The following is a 14354-nucleotide window of genomic DNA, read 5'->3' as shown; positions in this document are numbered from 1 at the left end:
TATCGTTGATGGAGAAACAACAGCAAACCAGAAACCTGCATTCCGTAATGGAACTCGCTCAAAAAACCGGCGACTTACTTAAGCTACTGCAAGATGAGCGCGACTATACCATCGCCTTTATCGCTTACGCCGACCAAAAGCTTGAGGATGGCTCCTCCTATCAACAGCGGCTGCACCGGCTTAGAGCCGATGTTGATAGCGCAGTGGTTGAATTCAATACCTATTTAGCCAACCAAGAGAGCCAGTCAGACGCGTTGCAAGGGTATTATGTTGATGCGGGGCGCTTTTCATCGGCACTCTCTTTCTTGAAGGCATCGCGCAAGCTTATTGACGAGGGCAAGCTAAAAGATGAAAACGGCAACTGGATTGCCAATAACTACGCCGACGCAAGTCTGCTAGCCATCGAAGCGATTAATAGCTTGGTGAAGGCTTCATCATTTAGCCCTGAGCTGTCTATGTTGGCAACTAGCTATGCCACGCTGATGCAGATTGATAATGTTTACTCGTTCGAGCGTTCGATGAAGCTGCGAATGCTGCGCTTTGGCAAAGTCGACTATACCTCCCACGGCAACAACAAGGCTGATTGGCGCGCACTGCAAGACTTGTTACTGCGTTTTAACACCCATGCTCCGAGTGATGTGGTGCAGTATTTTGAGCAGCAGCATCTGAACAGCGAGTTAAATCAATCGATTCACAATTTGCGCTTTAAGTTATTGAATATGGGCGGAGAGAGCATCGATATGTCGCCCCATACTTGGTTTTCAGAGGCAAGCAGTAACATTGAAAGCTTGCGGGCCGTCTCCAGCTTTGTATCGCAGCGGCTAATCGACCTATCTGAACAAGAGAAACAGCGAGCCAATCAGGCGCTGTTTGCCAGCGTTACTCTCGGTGCGGCGGTACTGTTTTTAGTGATAGCTGTTTCACTGTTAATTACTCGTTCAATCACCAAGCAGCTGTCCTACATTATTGGCGAGTTCTCCGATGTGGCGACAAACAAGCGGGTAGATAAAGAGATTTCCATCAAAGGGCCACAAGAGCTGATGGAAGTGACCTCTGCCTTCAATAAGATTCAATGCAGTTTCAACGACACCCTCGTCAGTTTTGATGGGGCGATACAGTCCAGCAGTCAATGGATAGACTCCGTTGCGGAATCCATGAAGGCAAACCTAGACAGCGTAAATAGACAACATTCATCAACCAACTACCTAACAACCTCCATCGATGAGATGGCGAGTGTTAGCACCGAAGTGGCCTCTATTACCAATGAAGCCGCCAACTCGATTCAACTCGTTTACGGCAAGTCTCTCGACAGCGAGCAAGCTATGGCATCGAGCCGCGATATGATGAATCAGCTGGTTGAAACCATAGGCAAAACCGAGCTACAAGTCGGCCAGCTCGACAACGATACCGAGCAAATCGCCGACATTCTCAAGGTAATCAGTGGCATTGCCGAGCAAACCAATTTGCTAGCACTCAACGCGGCTATTGAATCCGCCCGAGCCGGAGTTCATGGCCGCAGCTTCTCCGTGGTTGCCGATGAAGTCCGTAACTTGGCAGGCTTGACCCGCGATGCCACTGAACAGATAGAACAACAGATCTCCAGCCTACAAACGACCGCCAAGAACGCCGTTAAACACCTCTCCGATTTGCAGCAGCACGGCGCAAGCGTTGCCGACGTGATGATGGGCAGCGTCGAAACCTTCGCGTTTTTCAGAGCCGAGATGGACAGCGTAGCGGTTATGTCACAGCAAATCGCTGCCGCGGTAGAAGAGCAATCAAACACCACCATCGAGATTAGAAAGCAAGTACACCGCATCAAAGACGAAGCCGAGCAAATGAGCGAAACAACGCAAAACACAGTACTCGCCAGCCAAAGCTTGAAGGCGTCGAGCGAACGACTAAATGGGTTTATTGGGGAGTTTAAATTGGCTGATCGAAGGGTTGGGTAAGGTGTGTGAGTTGAGGGTTTCAATAACCCATATTAGCAATATCGTTTGGCAGAGCCTGTTAGTGGAAACCGTGCGAAGTACGTTGTGAATGGAATAAAAAAGGCGATAACTCATAGAGTTATCGCCTTTCCAAACGTTTGGTGGAGCTGGCGGGAGTTGAACCCGCGTCCAAAACCAGTCTAACCAATGGCGCTACATGCTTAGTCAGTCTTTACGTTCGCCGTTAAGCTGCGGACAGACACGCTACTTAAAAACTAGCTTGAATTATATTTAACGTTTCAGCTCTCAAGCGGGAGCATCCGCGCGATCCTGTTTGGGTTTGATCCCCCGTTGGTCCCCGTCTTACAGGCGGAAGCTAGGGCGGGAGAGCCCTTAGCAGGTTATTAAGCTGCTAGTGCGTAGTTTTCGTCGTTTGCGACTATTTTTTTGCGGCTTTTTTACGAGGCCAACCGCACCTCGGCATGCTCCACAAGCCTTCGTGATCCTGTCGAATCCTAAATCAGCCCCGGAATTGTGCGCAGTTTAGCACAGCAGCTTTGGCTTCACCTAGCCCTGTGTGTTTAACTGCGCTGAAAGTGAGCAATTGTCTAACGCAGGTTAGACTTCATTACCCGATCTTTCGAGCGTTGCCACTCTCTGTCTTTGATATCGGCGCGCTTGTCGTGGTCTTTCTTACCTTTGGCAAGGCCGACTTCGATCTTGGCCCAGCTGCGCTTCCAATAAAGCGACAGGGCGACCAAGGTCATACCTTGGCGCTCGGTGGCACCAATCAGTTTGTCGAGCTCACGGCGATTCAGCAGTAGCTTGCGTACCCGGGTTGGGTCGGCCACCACGTGGGTTGAGGCGGCTTGCAGAGGCAGCACGCTCATTCCCGAGATGAAGGCTTCGCCGTTGCGGACGAACACGTAGCTCTCGCTGATATTGGCCTTACCGGCGCGTAATGATTTTACTTCCCAGCCTTGTAACTCCAGGCCTGCTTCGAATTTGTCGCTGATGCTGTATTCGTGGCGGGCGCGCTTATTTTGCGCAATGGTACCCGGGCTGGGCTTTTTAGATTTCTTACTCATAGGGCGCTTATTATACTCATGCGCGGCCACTTGAAAACTGCTATTGCACCGCCTTGGGCGGCTAATGCTAAAATGATGCGGATTTTTGTTAAGAGGGCTGACATGCCGCAAGTCAATCGCAGTGCGCTGGTGATGTACAGCGCCGAGCAAATGTATAAGTTGGTCAACGACGTTGCTGCCTATCCTGAGTTTCTGCCCGGTTGTGTGGGCGCGACCATCAAGCAGCAAACTGGCGACCAGATGGTGGCCGAAGTGGCGGTTGCCAAGGCCGGGATCCGCAATAGCTTTACCACCGAGAATACCCTTGAAGATGGCCGTTCCATTTCGATGACTTTGGTCGATGGGCCGTTTAAAGCGTTGTCCGGGATTTGGCGTTTTACCGCCCTTGATGAGCAGGCTTGTAAGGTGGAGTTGGACCTGCAGTTTGAGTTCAGCAGCAGCTTGATTGCCGCGGCCTTTGGCCGGGTGTTTAATGAACTGGCCGGAAACATGGTGAACGCCTTTGTTGAGCGCGCCAAGCAGGTGTATTAGTGATGAGTAAACAGATTTCTATTGAAGTGGTGTATGCCTTGCCCCATGAGCAACAACTGCTGGCAGTGAGCGTGGATGAAGGCACCACCATTGAGCAGGCCATTGTGCAATCGGGGATTTGCGAGTACTTTCCTGAGATTGACCCAGCAAACGCCAGCGTAGGCATCTTTAGTCGCGCGGCGAAGCTGAATCAGCAGCTAAAAGACGGGGACCGCATCGAGATCTATCGCCCCTTGATTGCCGACCCGAAAGAGTTGCGTAAGCTGCGTGCGGAGCGAGCCAAAGAGGAAGGTCGCGCCAGTAAGGTGACTGGCGGCAGGCCCAAGAAAGGCAGCCAGAAGGTTTAACTGCAAGCGCTAGACGCTGTAGAAATGAAAAAGCCGGGTTAGCCCCGGCTTTTTAGTGGCTTGTTGGCTTAGCTTGGGCAATCTTCAAGGTTTTAACATTGCCGACAAAGCCATTTTGGCCCCTGAGATCGACGACTACACCGCCGCCTTGCTCCAAGAACGCTCTGGTATAGCTTTGGCTGCATACGTAATCCATAACCTCGGAGGTAACGCTTGCTCCTGCTTCTGGGAACCATTCCCAGCGGCGGTTTTTTAAGGTGTGGGTAACGACAAACAGGCTACCGACCACCTCACATTTGAAGTTGGTGTCGGCGCTGTAGGTTCCGTAGCGTCTTTCCGTGCACTCCTCCGCGATGTTGCGGGAGAAGCTTGCCAGGTAGTTGGCATCGAGTTGATTGGGATAGGCATCGACCGCTTCAGCGAGCTTGCTGTCGTTGGTGGTGGCGCATCCGGTAAGGCCTAGAGCGGTGGCTAATAGAGCGATTTTTACGAGATTCATTGCTACTACATCTTCCTTGATAAGGTAACTAATAAATCAAAACAGTGTCAGCTTATCAATTGTCGCGAAAAGAAAAAAGCTTGGATTAACCAAGCTTTTTTCATATTTAGCAATGTCTTAGGCGAAGGGGCTGACTAGCTATCCAGCGGAGTCATAAAGTCGGGGCTCAGTTCGTAGTCGCCTTCCACCAGTGCAAGATGGTTGCCGACAAACTGTACCATCAGGTCGCGGCGCTCGTATTTGCCGTTGCCTTCTTGATAGCTGTAGATGTAGTACCAACGCTCTTTGTCGAAGGTGTCGACCAGCATTGGGGTACCCAGTACGAAGCGCACTTGCTCTTTGGTCATGTTGATACGCAGTTGTTCAACTTTGGCGTTGTCGATGTAGTTGCCTTGGGGGATGTCGATTTTGTACACCATCCAGTCGAACGCTGAACAGCCAGCCAGGCCGCCTAGGCCTAACACGAGAATACAAAGTTTAGCGAAATTGCGCATAACGGTGAGTTGCTCCTTTACTTAGGTGGGCAATCATAACCAAGCGCGCCTAGAAAAAGAAGCCGGATCTTTGAGAACCCGGCTCCGATTCGCATTGTTGCAGGTAGAAATGCTTGCTTGGGTGAAAAGACTTAGTCCTGAACCAGCAGCTCGCGGGCATTTGCCAAGGCCGAATCGGTAATGGCGTCGCCGGCTAACAGGCGGGCCAGCTCGGTGATGCGTTGGTCCGGGTTGAGCGCCACCATACTGGTTTCGGTGTTGTTTCGGCCCTGTTGTTTTTGCACCAACATCTGTTGGTGGCCATGGCCGGCGACCTGCGGCAGGTGGGTTACACAGAGGATCTGGCTTTGTTGGCCGAGCTGGCGAAGCATACTGCCAACCACGGCGGCAGTTGGCCCGCTAATACCCACATCCACCTCATCGAAGATAAGGGTGGGGCTGAGCATCGACGACGAACAAATAACCTGAATCGCCAAGCCGATACGCGATAGCTCACCGCCTGAGGCGACCTTATCCATAGCCTGCAGTGGTTGGCCGGGGTTGGTGCTTACTTGCAGCTCAAGCTTGTCGATACCGTTGCTGTTTGCCTGCGTCTCATCGCTGACCACTGCAAACTGGCATTGGGCCTTGGGCATGCTGAGCTTGCGGATTTCCTGGCAGATGCGGTTGGCCAGCTCTTTGGCATTGCGTTGACGGCTTTTGGAGAGCTTTTGTGCCAGTTTGAGGTAGTGCTGCCAGGCCTGCTCGATCTCTTGGTCTAAGCCTTCGAGGCGCTCGCCTTGTTGGTTAAGCTGGGTGAGCTTGTCGGCTAGCTGGGCGTGGTGTTCGGGTAGCTGTTCGGGGCGAACCTGATGTTTGCGGGCGAGATCGAGCGCTTGAGACAGGCGCGCTTCAAGCTCGTTAAACGCTTCCGGGTCGTAGTCAAGATTTTCGCTGTAGTGGCTGAGCTGATGGCTGGCGTCGTCGAGCTGCAGTTGGGCTTCGTGCAATAGGTTGCTTAGCTCTTCCAGTTTTGGGTCGAGCTCGCAGAGCTGACTGATGCTGCGACAGGCCTGATTGAGCATGTCGTTCACGTTTAGCTGTTCGTCTTGGGCCAGCAGCTGCAACAGTTGTTGGCTCTGTTGCTGCAGCTCGGTGGTGTTAGACAGACGCTGGTGATCTTGCTCGATTTGCTGGTACTCGCCTTCGCCCAAAGCGAACTCGTCCAGTTCCTGTACTTGGTATTCCAACAGTTGGCGCTGGGCTTCCAGCTCTTGTTGCTGCTGTTTGGCTTGGGCCTGTTCGTTACGTAGCTGCTTCCAGTGTTGATAGCGCTGTTTTACCTGTTCTAACAGGCTTTGATGGCTGGCGTATTGGTCAACGATATGCAGCTGCTGCGCCGGTTTAAGTAGCTGATGATGGGCGTGTTGGCCGTGGATGCTGATAAGGTATTGGCCGAGGTTCTTTAGCTGGGCCAGCGGTACCGCGGTGCCGTTAACATAGGCTTTGGAGCGGCCTTCTTTAGTGACTACACGGCGTAGTATGCACTCACTGTCACTATCCAGTTCATTCTGTTGAAGCCACAGCTGGGCCTGTGGGTTTTGCTCGATATCGAACTGTACGCTGATCTCGGCTTTATCGGCACCCGGGCGAACCATGGCGGCCTCGGCGCGGCTGCCCAGGCACAAGCCGAGGGCGTCGATAGCGATGGATTTACCGGCGCCGGTTTCGCCGGTAATGGTGGTCATCCCACGGTGAAAATCGAGTTCAAGAAAACGTACGATGGCAAAATTTTGGACCGTCAGCTGCGTTAACATAACCATACCTGTGTAAAAATACAGTAGCTGTATAACCATACAGGTTGGTTGGAAACTGTGCAAGGTTAAATCAGCCGGGTTCGGGTATATCCGAGTTGGATAATCACTATTTAGCGGTGTTTCGCGCAAGCCATGCGAGCGCACACCGGAGTATGCTATAACACGCGCATTAAATTTAAAGGATCCTGTTGTGCCTAACCGAAGCTCCCCTCCTATCTCTTTGGTGGTCTTGATGGCCATGATGATGTCGATGGCTGCGCTGGCTATCGATATGATGCTGCCCGCGCTGCTAGATATTGCCGCTGAATATCAGCTGGAAAACAAAAACCAGTCCCAGTGGGTGGTCACGGCGGTGTTTATTGGCATGGCGGTGGGGCAGCTGTTCTATGGGCCAGTGTCAGACCGCTTTGGTCGTAAAGGGCCGATTGCGCTGGGCTATTTGCTGTTTTGTAGCGGGGCACTGCTGTGTTTTCTGGCGCCGAGCTTTGAGCTACTGATTGCCGGGCGACTGATCCAAGGCATGGGGGCGGCGGCGCCAAGGGTGCTCACGGTGGCGATTGTGCGCGATAAGCTGCAGGGCGAGGCGATGGCTAAGGTGATGTCGGTGATCTTCTCGGTGTTTATCTTGATTCCGATCTTCGCGCCTAGTTTGGGGCAGGTGGTGATGCATCTGGCGGGCTGGCGCTGGATCTTCGGTGTGCTGTTCTGTGCCGGGGCGATTGTGGCGCTGTGGTTTAGCTTTGGCCTTGAAGAGACACTGGACAAGGCGAAGCGCCGACCACTGTCGCTTGCCAGTATCGGCGAGGGCTTTCGCTTTTTCTTCACCCAGCCGCAGGCGGTCAGTTACACCGTGCTGTCGGGGCTGATCTTCGGTGTGTTTATGGCCTACCTCAACTCGGCATCGATCATCTATATCAAGCTCTACGATATGGGCGCGATGTTCGGTGTGCTGTTTGCGGTAGCGGCCTGCTCGGTGGGGGCTGCTTCGCTGGTCAATGGCCAGCTGGTGACCAAGCTGGGGATGCGGCCGTTGGTGCGCGGGGCGCTGATCGCGGTGATTGGTTTGAGTGCTCTGTTCCTGATTGTACTGTTGCTGCTGGCCGAACTGCCGCCGCTGTGGCTGCTGATGGGCTATATGGTGCTGGTGTTCTTCTCGGTGGGGATCTTGTTCGGCAACCTCAACTCACTGGCTATGGAGCCCTTGGGCGCGCTAGCGGGCTTGGGGTCGGCGATTGTTGCCAGCCTGTCGACCTTGATTGCGATCCCCATTGGCGCGCTGATTGGCGCCAATATCACCACTAACGTGACACCGCTGGTACTGGGCTTTTTGCTGTGTGGCTCGGCGGGCTTACTCGCCCAATTGTGGGGGCAGCGGGCGGTGCAGGCCTTGGCCTGTCATGATGGCTAAGGCTTAGGCGCCTTGGCCGCCTGCTTAAGGATGGTTTTAATCATCCCGTGAAACAGGATCAGGTGGGCGGGTTTGAACAAGATCCAATACAGTCGACCCCATAGCCCTTTGGGATGCCAGTAGGCGGTAATCGACAGGCGGCTATGGCCGTCTGGTTCCGGGTCGATGCTGAACTCCAAGCAGCCAGCGCCCGGTGAGCGCATCAAAAACTGCATAAACAGCCGCTTTTCGCGGCGCGCCTCTTTGATTAACCAGTTATCCAACACCTCGCCGCTAAATAGCTCGATGGGATTCTCCCGATAGCGGCGTAGGCCCTCACCGCCAAATAAGCGGTCGATCCAGCCGCGCATTTGCCAGAACAGATCAAGATAGTAGTAGCCGTGGTGGCCGCCAAGTTTGCGCAGTACCTGCCAGATCTGCGCGGGTGTTGCCTTGGCGCTGTGACAGACGTGGATCGCCTCGCCATAGTAGGCGTTTCGATTGTTGTGCAGTCGGTAGATCATATTGCCATGGTACCAGCTTAGGCTGTCTTGTTGCTGGGCTTCGTAGTTATCGGTTTGCTCGAAGGCTTGCTCCAACGACAACAGCTGTTGCGGGTAGAGCTTTTGTGCCAGCGAGGGCTCCGATTGAATGTCGTGATACAGGCCACCGAGCAGCGCGCGGATGATCCCTGGCGGCGCGCTGGTCAGCAGCGGCACAAACAGGCGCATCAACTGGATTGGAATATTGGGCAACACAATGCTGCGAAACGGCTTGTTCAGGTGGTCGGCGTAGGCCTGCATCAGCTCCACATAGCTGAGCTTCTGCGGCCCGGCGATATCCAAGGTTAGGCCCTGCATTGCCGGGGTATCGAGGGTGGCACTCATATAAGCCAGCAAGTTCTCCAGCGCAATCGGTGACGAACTAGAGTGCATCTGCTTGGGCAGGATGCCGAAGGGCAGGTGATTGACCACATCGCGGATCACCTCAAAGGGCGCAGAGCCGGGGCCGATAATGATCGGTGCGCGGATCTCGGTTACTTTGATGCCGGTGCTGTGCAGCGCCTCGCCGGTTTGCTCGCGCGAGCGCAGGTGGGTGGAGCGGGTAGCATCGGCGGTGAGTGAGCCCAAGTAGACGATATGTTCCACTCCGGCTTGGTGCGCCGCCAAGGCCAGGTTGCGCGCAGCTACCCGGTCACGCTCGGCATAGCCTTTGCCATCGCTCATGCTGTGGATCAGGTAGATCACCTGCTTCACCCCTTGCAGCGCGTTGCTCAGGCTTTGCGGGTCGAGGGCATTGCAGTGACAGCGCTCCAACGCGTGATGATCGGCCAGCGGCAGGTTCTCTGGGTGGCGACAGGCCGCTCGCAACTGATAGTTTTGTGCCAGCAAATAGGGCAGTAGGTGGCTGCCAATATAGCCACTGGCCCCTAAAACCAGAATTTTTCCCTGTAGGTAGTGCTCGCGCGCTTTGCTGGTTGGCATCGGCTATCTCTTCCAAAATCAATACCTTACTCATGCAAGGTTAGTTGAGTGTGGGATGAGCTCAAGCCTTAAAGCGTGAGATTGTCTTCAGCTTGGAGTTATCTGTGGCTAGGTAGTGAGTGAGTAGTGATAACTGTCGCGATGACAGCTAAATATGCTGTTATTTTTCCTCATGAAAACAAGCTGTTGCAAAGCTCTTAGTGAGAGTCGGAAAAGTCTGGCTGGCTAATTGTTACAATTTGGATGAACGGGCTGCAGATTAATATCTGCTCGGCGTAAAGTTCCAAATTGATTGGTTTATGCCACGTTTTGTGCGGTGGTGCGGTCAAACAATAGTATCGATTACTAATCTGAGGCTGAATGCCTTAGTAGGAGTGACCCTATGATTACTCATGCCAATAGCCTGTTACAGCTCAATCACTTAAGCGATAACGCCGTGGTTGAGCTGATCCCTTCGTTCTTTCATCTGCCCCATACCGACCATGCCGATGGCGCTTATCGGCTGCGCCGTTACTCAATGGTGCAACTGTGCGGCGAGCGCTTGCTGGCCTTGCCCGAGAGCGACTTTGTACAAAGCACCGATGTGAACCATTTCCAAGGTGATGTGGTGCGCCACTTCGAGCCACTCGAGCCAGAGACGGTGGCCAGTGATGGCCTAAAAGAGATGTGTGAGCTGTTTTTGGAGGCCCATGAGCTGGCCCGCGATCATGTGATTGAGGTGCACCAGATCCGCATTGTGGCGATCAATGAGCATACGCCGGTGGCGCCCGAGGGAGTGCACCAAGATGGCTTTGACCATATCGCGGTGATCGGCATCCATCGACACAACATCGAGGGTGGTGATTTTATGGTGTTTCGTGAGCGCAACGCCCAGCCGATTATGGCGCTGACCCTGCAAGATGGCGATGTGGCGATCCTCGATGATCATCAGCTGTGGCACTACGCCACGCCGATAACAGCCTGTGATGAGCGCGAACCGGCCTACATGGACGTATTCGTACTGACTGCAAAAGACTAAAGCGAGGACGGTACATGCCCTATAGTGCAGAAGCCTGCTGGCAACAGCTTGCTGTGGTGCAGGCGCACCGCGATAGAGGCGAGCTTTGCCCCTACTTCTTCGATGGCCCCGGGGGGGCGCAGATGCCGCAGTCGGTGCTGGCGGCCATGAGCGAGTACTGGCAGGGCGGCAATGCCAATTTAGGTGCCCCCTATGCCAGCAGCGAGCGGGTGGGGCAGATTGTCGAGCAGGGCCGAGTTAGTGCTGCGGCGCTGCTGAATGCGCCCCCGGCGCAGATTATCTTCGATCAGAATATGAGCTCGCTGGCGTTTAAGCTCAGCCGTGCGATCAGCCAGCGCTGGCGGCGTGGCGATCAGATCATCGTCACCCAGCTCGATCACTTCGCTAATGTCAGCTCCTGGCAGCGCGCCGCTCAGGACCGGGGCGTGGATGTAATAACCGTGGGGCTGGACAAACAGGGCTGGCAGCTCGACTACGCCAAGCTCGAAGCGTTGCTCAGCCCCAAGGTGAAACTGCTGGCGGTGAGCGGCGCATCCAATGTGTGTGGCTCTATTGTGAATCTGGCGCGGGTCGCCGAGATGGCCAACGCGGCAGGGGCGATGCTGGCCATCGATGCGGTTCACCTACTGCCCCACCAACTGATGGATGTACAAGCGCTGGACTGCGCCGTGGTGTTTGGATCGGCCTATAAGTTCTGCGGGCCGCATCTGGGCTTTGCCTACTTGGCCGAGCCTTGGCTCAGCGAGTTGGAGGCGTATCGGGTGAGTGCCGCTACTAATCTAGGCCCGGGGCGTTTTGAAACCGGCACCCAGAGCTTTGCAGCGATCGCGGGGATGAGCGCCGCGATTGACTATTTAGCACAGTGGGGAGAGCGCGATGCAGGACTGCGTGCCCGCTTAGTGGATAGCTATGCCCAGTTTAGTGCCCACGAACAGGGCTTAAGCGAGCGCTTTATCCGCTGGTTACAAGCGCGCCCACAGTGGCAGCTTTATGGCTTGCCGCTGGCCGATAGCGCCTTGCGCACTCCCACCTTTGCACTTAGCCACCCACAGTATTCCCCCTATCAGTTGGCCAAACAGTTGGGCGAGCAAGGTGTGTACTGCGGCGCCGGGCATTTCTATGCGCCGGCTCTGTTGGAGCAGTGGGGCCTTGCGCCGCAGCCAGGCGTGCTAAGGTTGGGCTTTATGCACTATACCTTGGCGCAGCAGGTTGATGAGCTGTGCCGCTTATTGGACGGCTGTATCGCTTAGTTCAACGTGGGGTGAGCCCTGCAAAGGAACTGTTTCCCCCTCTGCTAGTTTGCACCCGAGGAAGGTCAGGCCATGGCCGTCTATGGTTTGATTGATCACGCTGCAGACAAAGCTCTTTTCAGGCTTGTCGCTATCACCGGCTTGCTGGTTATCGAAGCTCACGATCAGTGAGTGATCTTTGAGGTTGCCAATCTCTTCGCTAGCGCCTTCCAGCTTGATGCGGCAGCCTTTCTCAGAGTAGTCGGTCAGTAAGCCTTGCAGCGTGGCTGGCGCGCGCTCACTCGACTTCTCATCGGCAAGGGTAGTGAGGGTACACGGTGCTTCGGTGATAAAACGCTGCTGATGACGGAGATCGATGATCTGTAGCTGCTTGGGATAGCTAATAAACAGGATCAGCGTGGGTTTGTAGATAAGATGAAGTACTACTGAGCGAAACGCCAGGCACTGGCCTGCGGTGCTCTCGGCAATGGTTCGTGCCACCATGCCAGTCCCTTCCACAAACAGGTCTTTAAAGCGTACCTTGGCCTGCTGCGGAACTTGTAGGATTACCATTTGGTTCACCCCATAGCCCAGCAACTTGCATCTGAGGCGGGATTTACTGGCGTTGGTAAACTGAAGATCAACCTGGGTATTTTGCGGAACTTTGCTGAATAAGCTGGCTATTTTTCCTGTTTCGGCAAGGGTAGTTGGTGCTCTCGTCATAGCTAAGCCTCCGTGCTCTTATTCGAAGAGTCAATAAGGCAAACTTAGCTTTAGCTGTTTTCTTAGTCAATAAACTTGGCGCGACTTAAAACAGCTTGCTACCCCAACCCAGTTTGCTACGCAGCACCTTAAAGTAGTCGTAATCTTTGGGGTGAACCAGGCGCAGGGCGTGGGTCTGCTTGCGGATCACCACCTCGTCGCCGGGGCGTACCGGTAGCGCCACGTGGCTGTCGCAGCTGACCTGAATAAAATCGGCATTTTCGCGCGAGATACGCAGGCGGATCTCACTGTGGCTGTCGATCACGATCGGCCGTGAAGTCAGGGTATGGGGGAACATCGGTACCAACGTCAGGGCGTCCAGCCTTGGGCTGATAATCGGGCCGCCTGCCGAGAGTGAGTAGGCGGTAGAGCCGGTGGGGGTTGAGATAATCAGGCCATCGGCACGTTGGCTGAGCATAAAGTGGCCATCGATGTAGACCTCGAACTCCAGCAAGCTGGCCACGCGTTCGTGGTGCAGCACCACCTCGTTCATGGCGCTGTTGCTGCTTTTGATCTCATTGTGGCGGATGACCTGGGTTTCCAGCAGATAGCGGTGCTCGGTGACGTATTCGCCCTTTAACACCTCTTCCAGTGGCGGCAGCAGGTTGTCGGGGTCGAGATCGGTCAGAAAACCAAGGTTGCCCCGGTTAACCCCGATTACCGCAATGTCGAAGCGCGACAACACCCGCGCAGCGCCGAGCATCCGACCATCACCGCCAACTACCACTGCGAGATCGGCCTGTTCGCCCAACTCGGTAATACTGGCGATGGCATCGGGGGTAAACGGCAGCTGGCGAGCGCTCTCGGTTTCCACCAGGATCGGGTAGCCCTTCTCTTTGAGAAATGCGTAAAGCGTGCTGAGGGTATCGCAGGTCTCGCGGTGATCCGGTTTGCCAATCAGGCCGATGGTTTTAAATGCGCTGCTCATAAGGTGTTGATTTTACTTCTTGATAACAGGGAGTATAACCCTTGCTGACGGGCCGCAGCCAGATTTATCGCCAGCCTCCCTTGAAAGCCGGAGGTTGATCCCCATAATAAGCACAAGTTCCAAGAAATTAACCAGATTTATTACGGAGATCCTGCATGAGCAGTGAGCAGAACAAGCCACAGGTTGAAGAAGAGCAAGTAGTCGAGCAAGCCACCCCGGACGTAGAGGCTGCCGAGGAACAAGCCCAAGCGGCTGCTGCAGACCTTGACGCTCAAGAGTCAGTTGAAACCGAGCAAACTGAAGAAGCGCAAGAGATCAGCATCGCCGAACTCATTGAGCAACTGGCTGCCGCTCAAGCCAAAGTTGAAGAGCAAAAAGACAGCGTAGTGCGCGCTAAAGCTGAGATGGAAAACGTCCGTCGCCGCGCCGCCCAAGACGTAGAGAAAGCCCATAAGTTCGCGCTGGAGAAGTTCGCCAACGAGCTGCTGCCAGTTATCGACAACATGGAGCTGGCGCTGCAACACGCTGACCACGACAACCAAGACCTTAAGCCGATGATCGAAGGCGTTGAGCTGACCCTGAAAACCCTAATTTCCGCGGTTGAGAAGTTCGGTGTTGAAGTGGTTGACCCGAAAGATGAAACCTTCGACCCTGCCAAGCACCAAGCCATGGGCATGCAAGAAGTTGAAGGTGTAGCTGCCAACACCGTGATTGCGGTTATGCAGAAAGGCTACCAGCTAAATGGCCGTTTGATTCGCCCTGCGATGGTGATGATCTCGAAAGCGCCTTCGGTAGACACCACTGCTTAAGTTCGCTCTCGCGACACGTTTTAAAAAGCCAGCCCTGGGGCTGGCTTTTTGTGT

General features: G+C 54.4%; 14 protein-coding genes and 1 other RNA gene. 7 read left to right on the top strand and 8 right to left on the bottom strand.

The features are described from left to right. Window positions 1-47 precede the first annotated feature (47 nt). On the top strand, window positions 48-1949 hold the full coding sequence (locus G461_RS0105045; protein WP_026959317.1) for a methyl-accepting chemotaxis protein: 1902 nt from the start codon (window positions 48-50) through the stop codon (window positions 1947-1949). Window positions 1950-2087: 138 nt separating this feature from the next. Here the strand turns inward: G461_RS0105045 and ssrA are convergent. Both ssrA and smpB read right to left on the bottom strand, forming a co-directional pair. Further along, window positions 2088-2456, bottom strand: a transfer-messenger RNA (tmRNA) gene (gene ssrA / locus G461_RS25805). Window positions 2457-2536: 80 nt separating this feature from the next. Further along, entirely contained in the window at window positions 2537-3016 is a 480-nt protein-coding gene (gene smpB, locus G461_RS0105040; protein WP_026959302.1) for an SsrA-binding protein SmpB, read from the bottom strand. 102 nt (window positions 3017-3118) lie between these two features. Here smpB and G461_RS0105035 point away from each other — a divergent pair, with 102 nt between their 5' ends. Both G461_RS0105035 and G461_RS0105030 read left to right on the top strand, forming a co-directional pair. Beyond that, window positions 3119-3547, top strand: a complete 429-nt coding sequence (locus tag G461_RS0105035) for a type II toxin-antitoxin system RatA family toxin (RefSeq protein WP_026959301.1) — start codon at window positions 3119-3121, stop codon at window positions 3545-3547. A gap of 2 nt (window positions 3548-3549) precedes the next feature. After that, window positions 3550-3894: an RnfH family protein gene (locus tag G461_RS0105030; RefSeq protein WP_035477651.1), complete on the top strand. Its 345-nt coding sequence runs from the start codon at window positions 3550-3552 to the stop codon at window positions 3892-3894. 52 nt (window positions 3895-3946) lie between these two features. Here the strand turns inward: G461_RS0105030 and G461_RS0105025 are convergent, their stop codons facing one another. The 3 genes from G461_RS0105025 to recN form a co-directional block, all read right to left on the bottom strand. Continuing rightward, window positions 3947-4393, bottom strand: a complete 447-nt coding sequence (locus tag G461_RS0105025; RefSeq protein ID WP_026959299.1) for a hypothetical protein — start codon at window positions 4391-4393, stop codon at window positions 3947-3949. A 134-nt stretch (window positions 4394-4527) separates the two neighbouring features. Further along, the gene (locus G461_RS0105020; RefSeq protein ID WP_026959298.1) at window positions 4528-4887 is read right to left on the bottom strand and encodes an outer membrane protein assembly factor BamE; all 360 of its coding nucleotides are present in this window, start codon (window positions 4885-4887) and stop codon (window positions 4528-4530) included. A 131-nt stretch (window positions 4888-5018) separates the two neighbouring features. Beyond that, window positions 5019-6683: a DNA repair protein RecN gene (recN, locus tag G461_RS0105015; RefSeq protein WP_026959297.1), complete on the bottom strand. Its 1665-nt coding sequence runs from the start codon at window positions 6681-6683 to the stop codon at window positions 5019-5021. Window positions 6684-6873: 190 nt separating this feature from the next. Between recN and G461_RS0105010 the strand changes: the two genes are divergently transcribed. Further along, the gene (locus tag G461_RS0105010) at window positions 6874-8091 is read left to right on the top strand and encodes a multidrug effflux MFS transporter (RefSeq protein ID WP_026959296.1); all 1218 of its coding nucleotides are present in this window, start codon (window positions 6874-6876) and stop codon (window positions 8089-8091) included. Here G461_RS0105010 and G461_RS23335 read toward each other — a convergent pair. Next, entirely contained in the window at window positions 8088-9554 is a 1467-nt protein-coding gene (locus tag G461_RS23335) for a DUF2867 domain-containing protein (protein ID WP_035477650.1), read from the bottom strand. The genes G461_RS0105010 and G461_RS23335 overlap by 4 nt on opposite strands. Window positions 9555-9936: 382 nt before the next feature. Here G461_RS23335 and G461_RS0105000 point away from each other — a divergent pair, with 382 nt between their 5' ends. Continuing rightward, window positions 9937-10572, top strand: a complete 636-nt coding sequence (locus G461_RS0105000) for a 2OG-Fe dioxygenase family protein (RefSeq protein ID WP_035477649.1) — start codon at window positions 9937-9939, stop codon at window positions 10570-10572. A gap of 14 nt (window positions 10573-10586) precedes the next feature. Continuing rightward, complete coding sequence (locus G461_RS0104995) at window positions 10587-11822, top strand: cysteine desulfurase-like protein (protein WP_026959294.1); 1236 nt, start codon at window positions 10587-10589, stop codon at window positions 11820-11822. Here G461_RS0104995 and G461_RS0104990 read toward each other — a convergent pair. Together G461_RS0104990 and nadK are read right to left on the bottom strand one after the other, a co-directional pair. After that, window positions 11799-12524, bottom strand: a complete 726-nt coding sequence (locus G461_RS0104990) for a flagellar brake domain-containing protein (RefSeq protein WP_026959293.1) — start codon at window positions 12522-12524, stop codon at window positions 11799-11801. The genes G461_RS0104995 and G461_RS0104990 overlap by 24 nt on opposite strands. An 85-nt stretch (window positions 12525-12609) precedes the next feature. Next, window positions 12610-13491 carry an NAD(+) kinase gene (gene nadK / locus G461_RS0104985; RefSeq protein ID WP_026959292.1) on the bottom strand — a complete coding sequence of 294 codons (882 nt, stop codon included), beginning with the start codon at window positions 13489-13491 and terminating at the stop codon, window positions 12610-12612. Window positions 13492-13646: 155 nt separating this feature from the next. Here nadK and grpE point away from each other — a divergent pair, with 155 nt between their 5' ends. Further along, window positions 13647-14300 (top strand): nucleotide exchange factor GrpE, encoded by a 654-nt coding sequence (grpE, locus tag G461_RS0104980; RefSeq protein WP_026971021.1) that lies wholly within the window; start codon window positions 13647-13649, stop codon window positions 14298-14300. Window positions 14301-14354: the final 54 nt, after the last annotated feature.

The organism is Aliagarivorans marinus DSM 23064 (assembly GCF_000429485.1).
Lineage (GTDB): Bacteria > Pseudomonadota > Gammaproteobacteria > Enterobacterales > Celerinatantimonadaceae > Aliagarivorans > Aliagarivorans marinus.
Note: the sequence above shows the minus strand (reverse complement) of the source record. Positions and strands in the feature narration are given on the sequence as shown.

Bases quoted from the DNA above. Each gene is read 5' to 3' on its own strand.
- G461_RS0105045 (WP_026959317.1), top strand. From the start codon at position 48: ATGGAACTCGCTCAAAAAACCGGCGACTTACTTAAGCTACTGCAAGAT.
- smpB (WP_026959302.1), bottom strand. From the start codon at position 3,016: ATGAGTAAGAAATCTAAAAAGCCCAGCCCGGGTACCATTGCGCAAAAT.
- G461_RS0105035 (WP_026959301.1), top strand. From the start codon at position 3,119: ATGCCGCAAGTCAATCGCAGTGCGCTGGTGATGTACAGCGCCGAGCAA.
- G461_RS0105030 (WP_035477651.1), top strand. From the start codon at position 3,550: ATGAGTAAACAGATTTCTATTGAAGTGGTGTATGCCTTGCCCCATGAG.
- G461_RS0105025 (WP_026959299.1), bottom strand. From the start codon at position 4,393: ATGAATCTCGTAAAAATCGCTCTATTAGCCACCGCTCTAGGCCTTACC.
- G461_RS0105020 (WP_026959298.1), bottom strand. From the start codon at position 4,887: ATGCGCAATTTCGCTAAACTTTGTATTCTCGTGTTAGGCCTAGGCGGC.
- recN (WP_026959297.1), bottom strand. From the start codon at position 6,683: ATGTTAACGCAGCTGACGGTCCAAAATTTTGCCATCGTACGTTTTCTT.
- G461_RS23335 (WP_035477650.1), bottom strand. From the start codon at position 9,554: ATGCCAACCAGCAAAGCGCGCGAGCACTACCTACAGGGAAAAATTCTG.
- G461_RS0105000 (WP_035477649.1), top strand. From the start codon at position 9,937: ATGATTACTCATGCCAATAGCCTGTTACAGCTCAATCACTTAAGCGAT.
- G461_RS0104995 (WP_026959294.1), top strand. From the start codon at position 10,587: ATGCCCTATAGTGCAGAAGCCTGCTGGCAACAGCTTGCTGTGGTGCAG.
- G461_RS0104990 (WP_026959293.1), bottom strand. From the start codon at position 12,524: ATGACGAGAGCACCAACTACCCTTGCCGAAACAGGAAAAATAGCCAGC.
- nadK (WP_026959292.1), bottom strand. From the start codon at position 13,491: ATGAGCAGCGCATTTAAAACCATCGGCCTGATTGGCAAACCGGATCAC.
- grpE (WP_026971021.1), top strand. From the start codon at position 13,647: ATGAGCAGTGAGCAGAACAAGCCACAGGTTGAAGAAGAGCAAGTAGTC.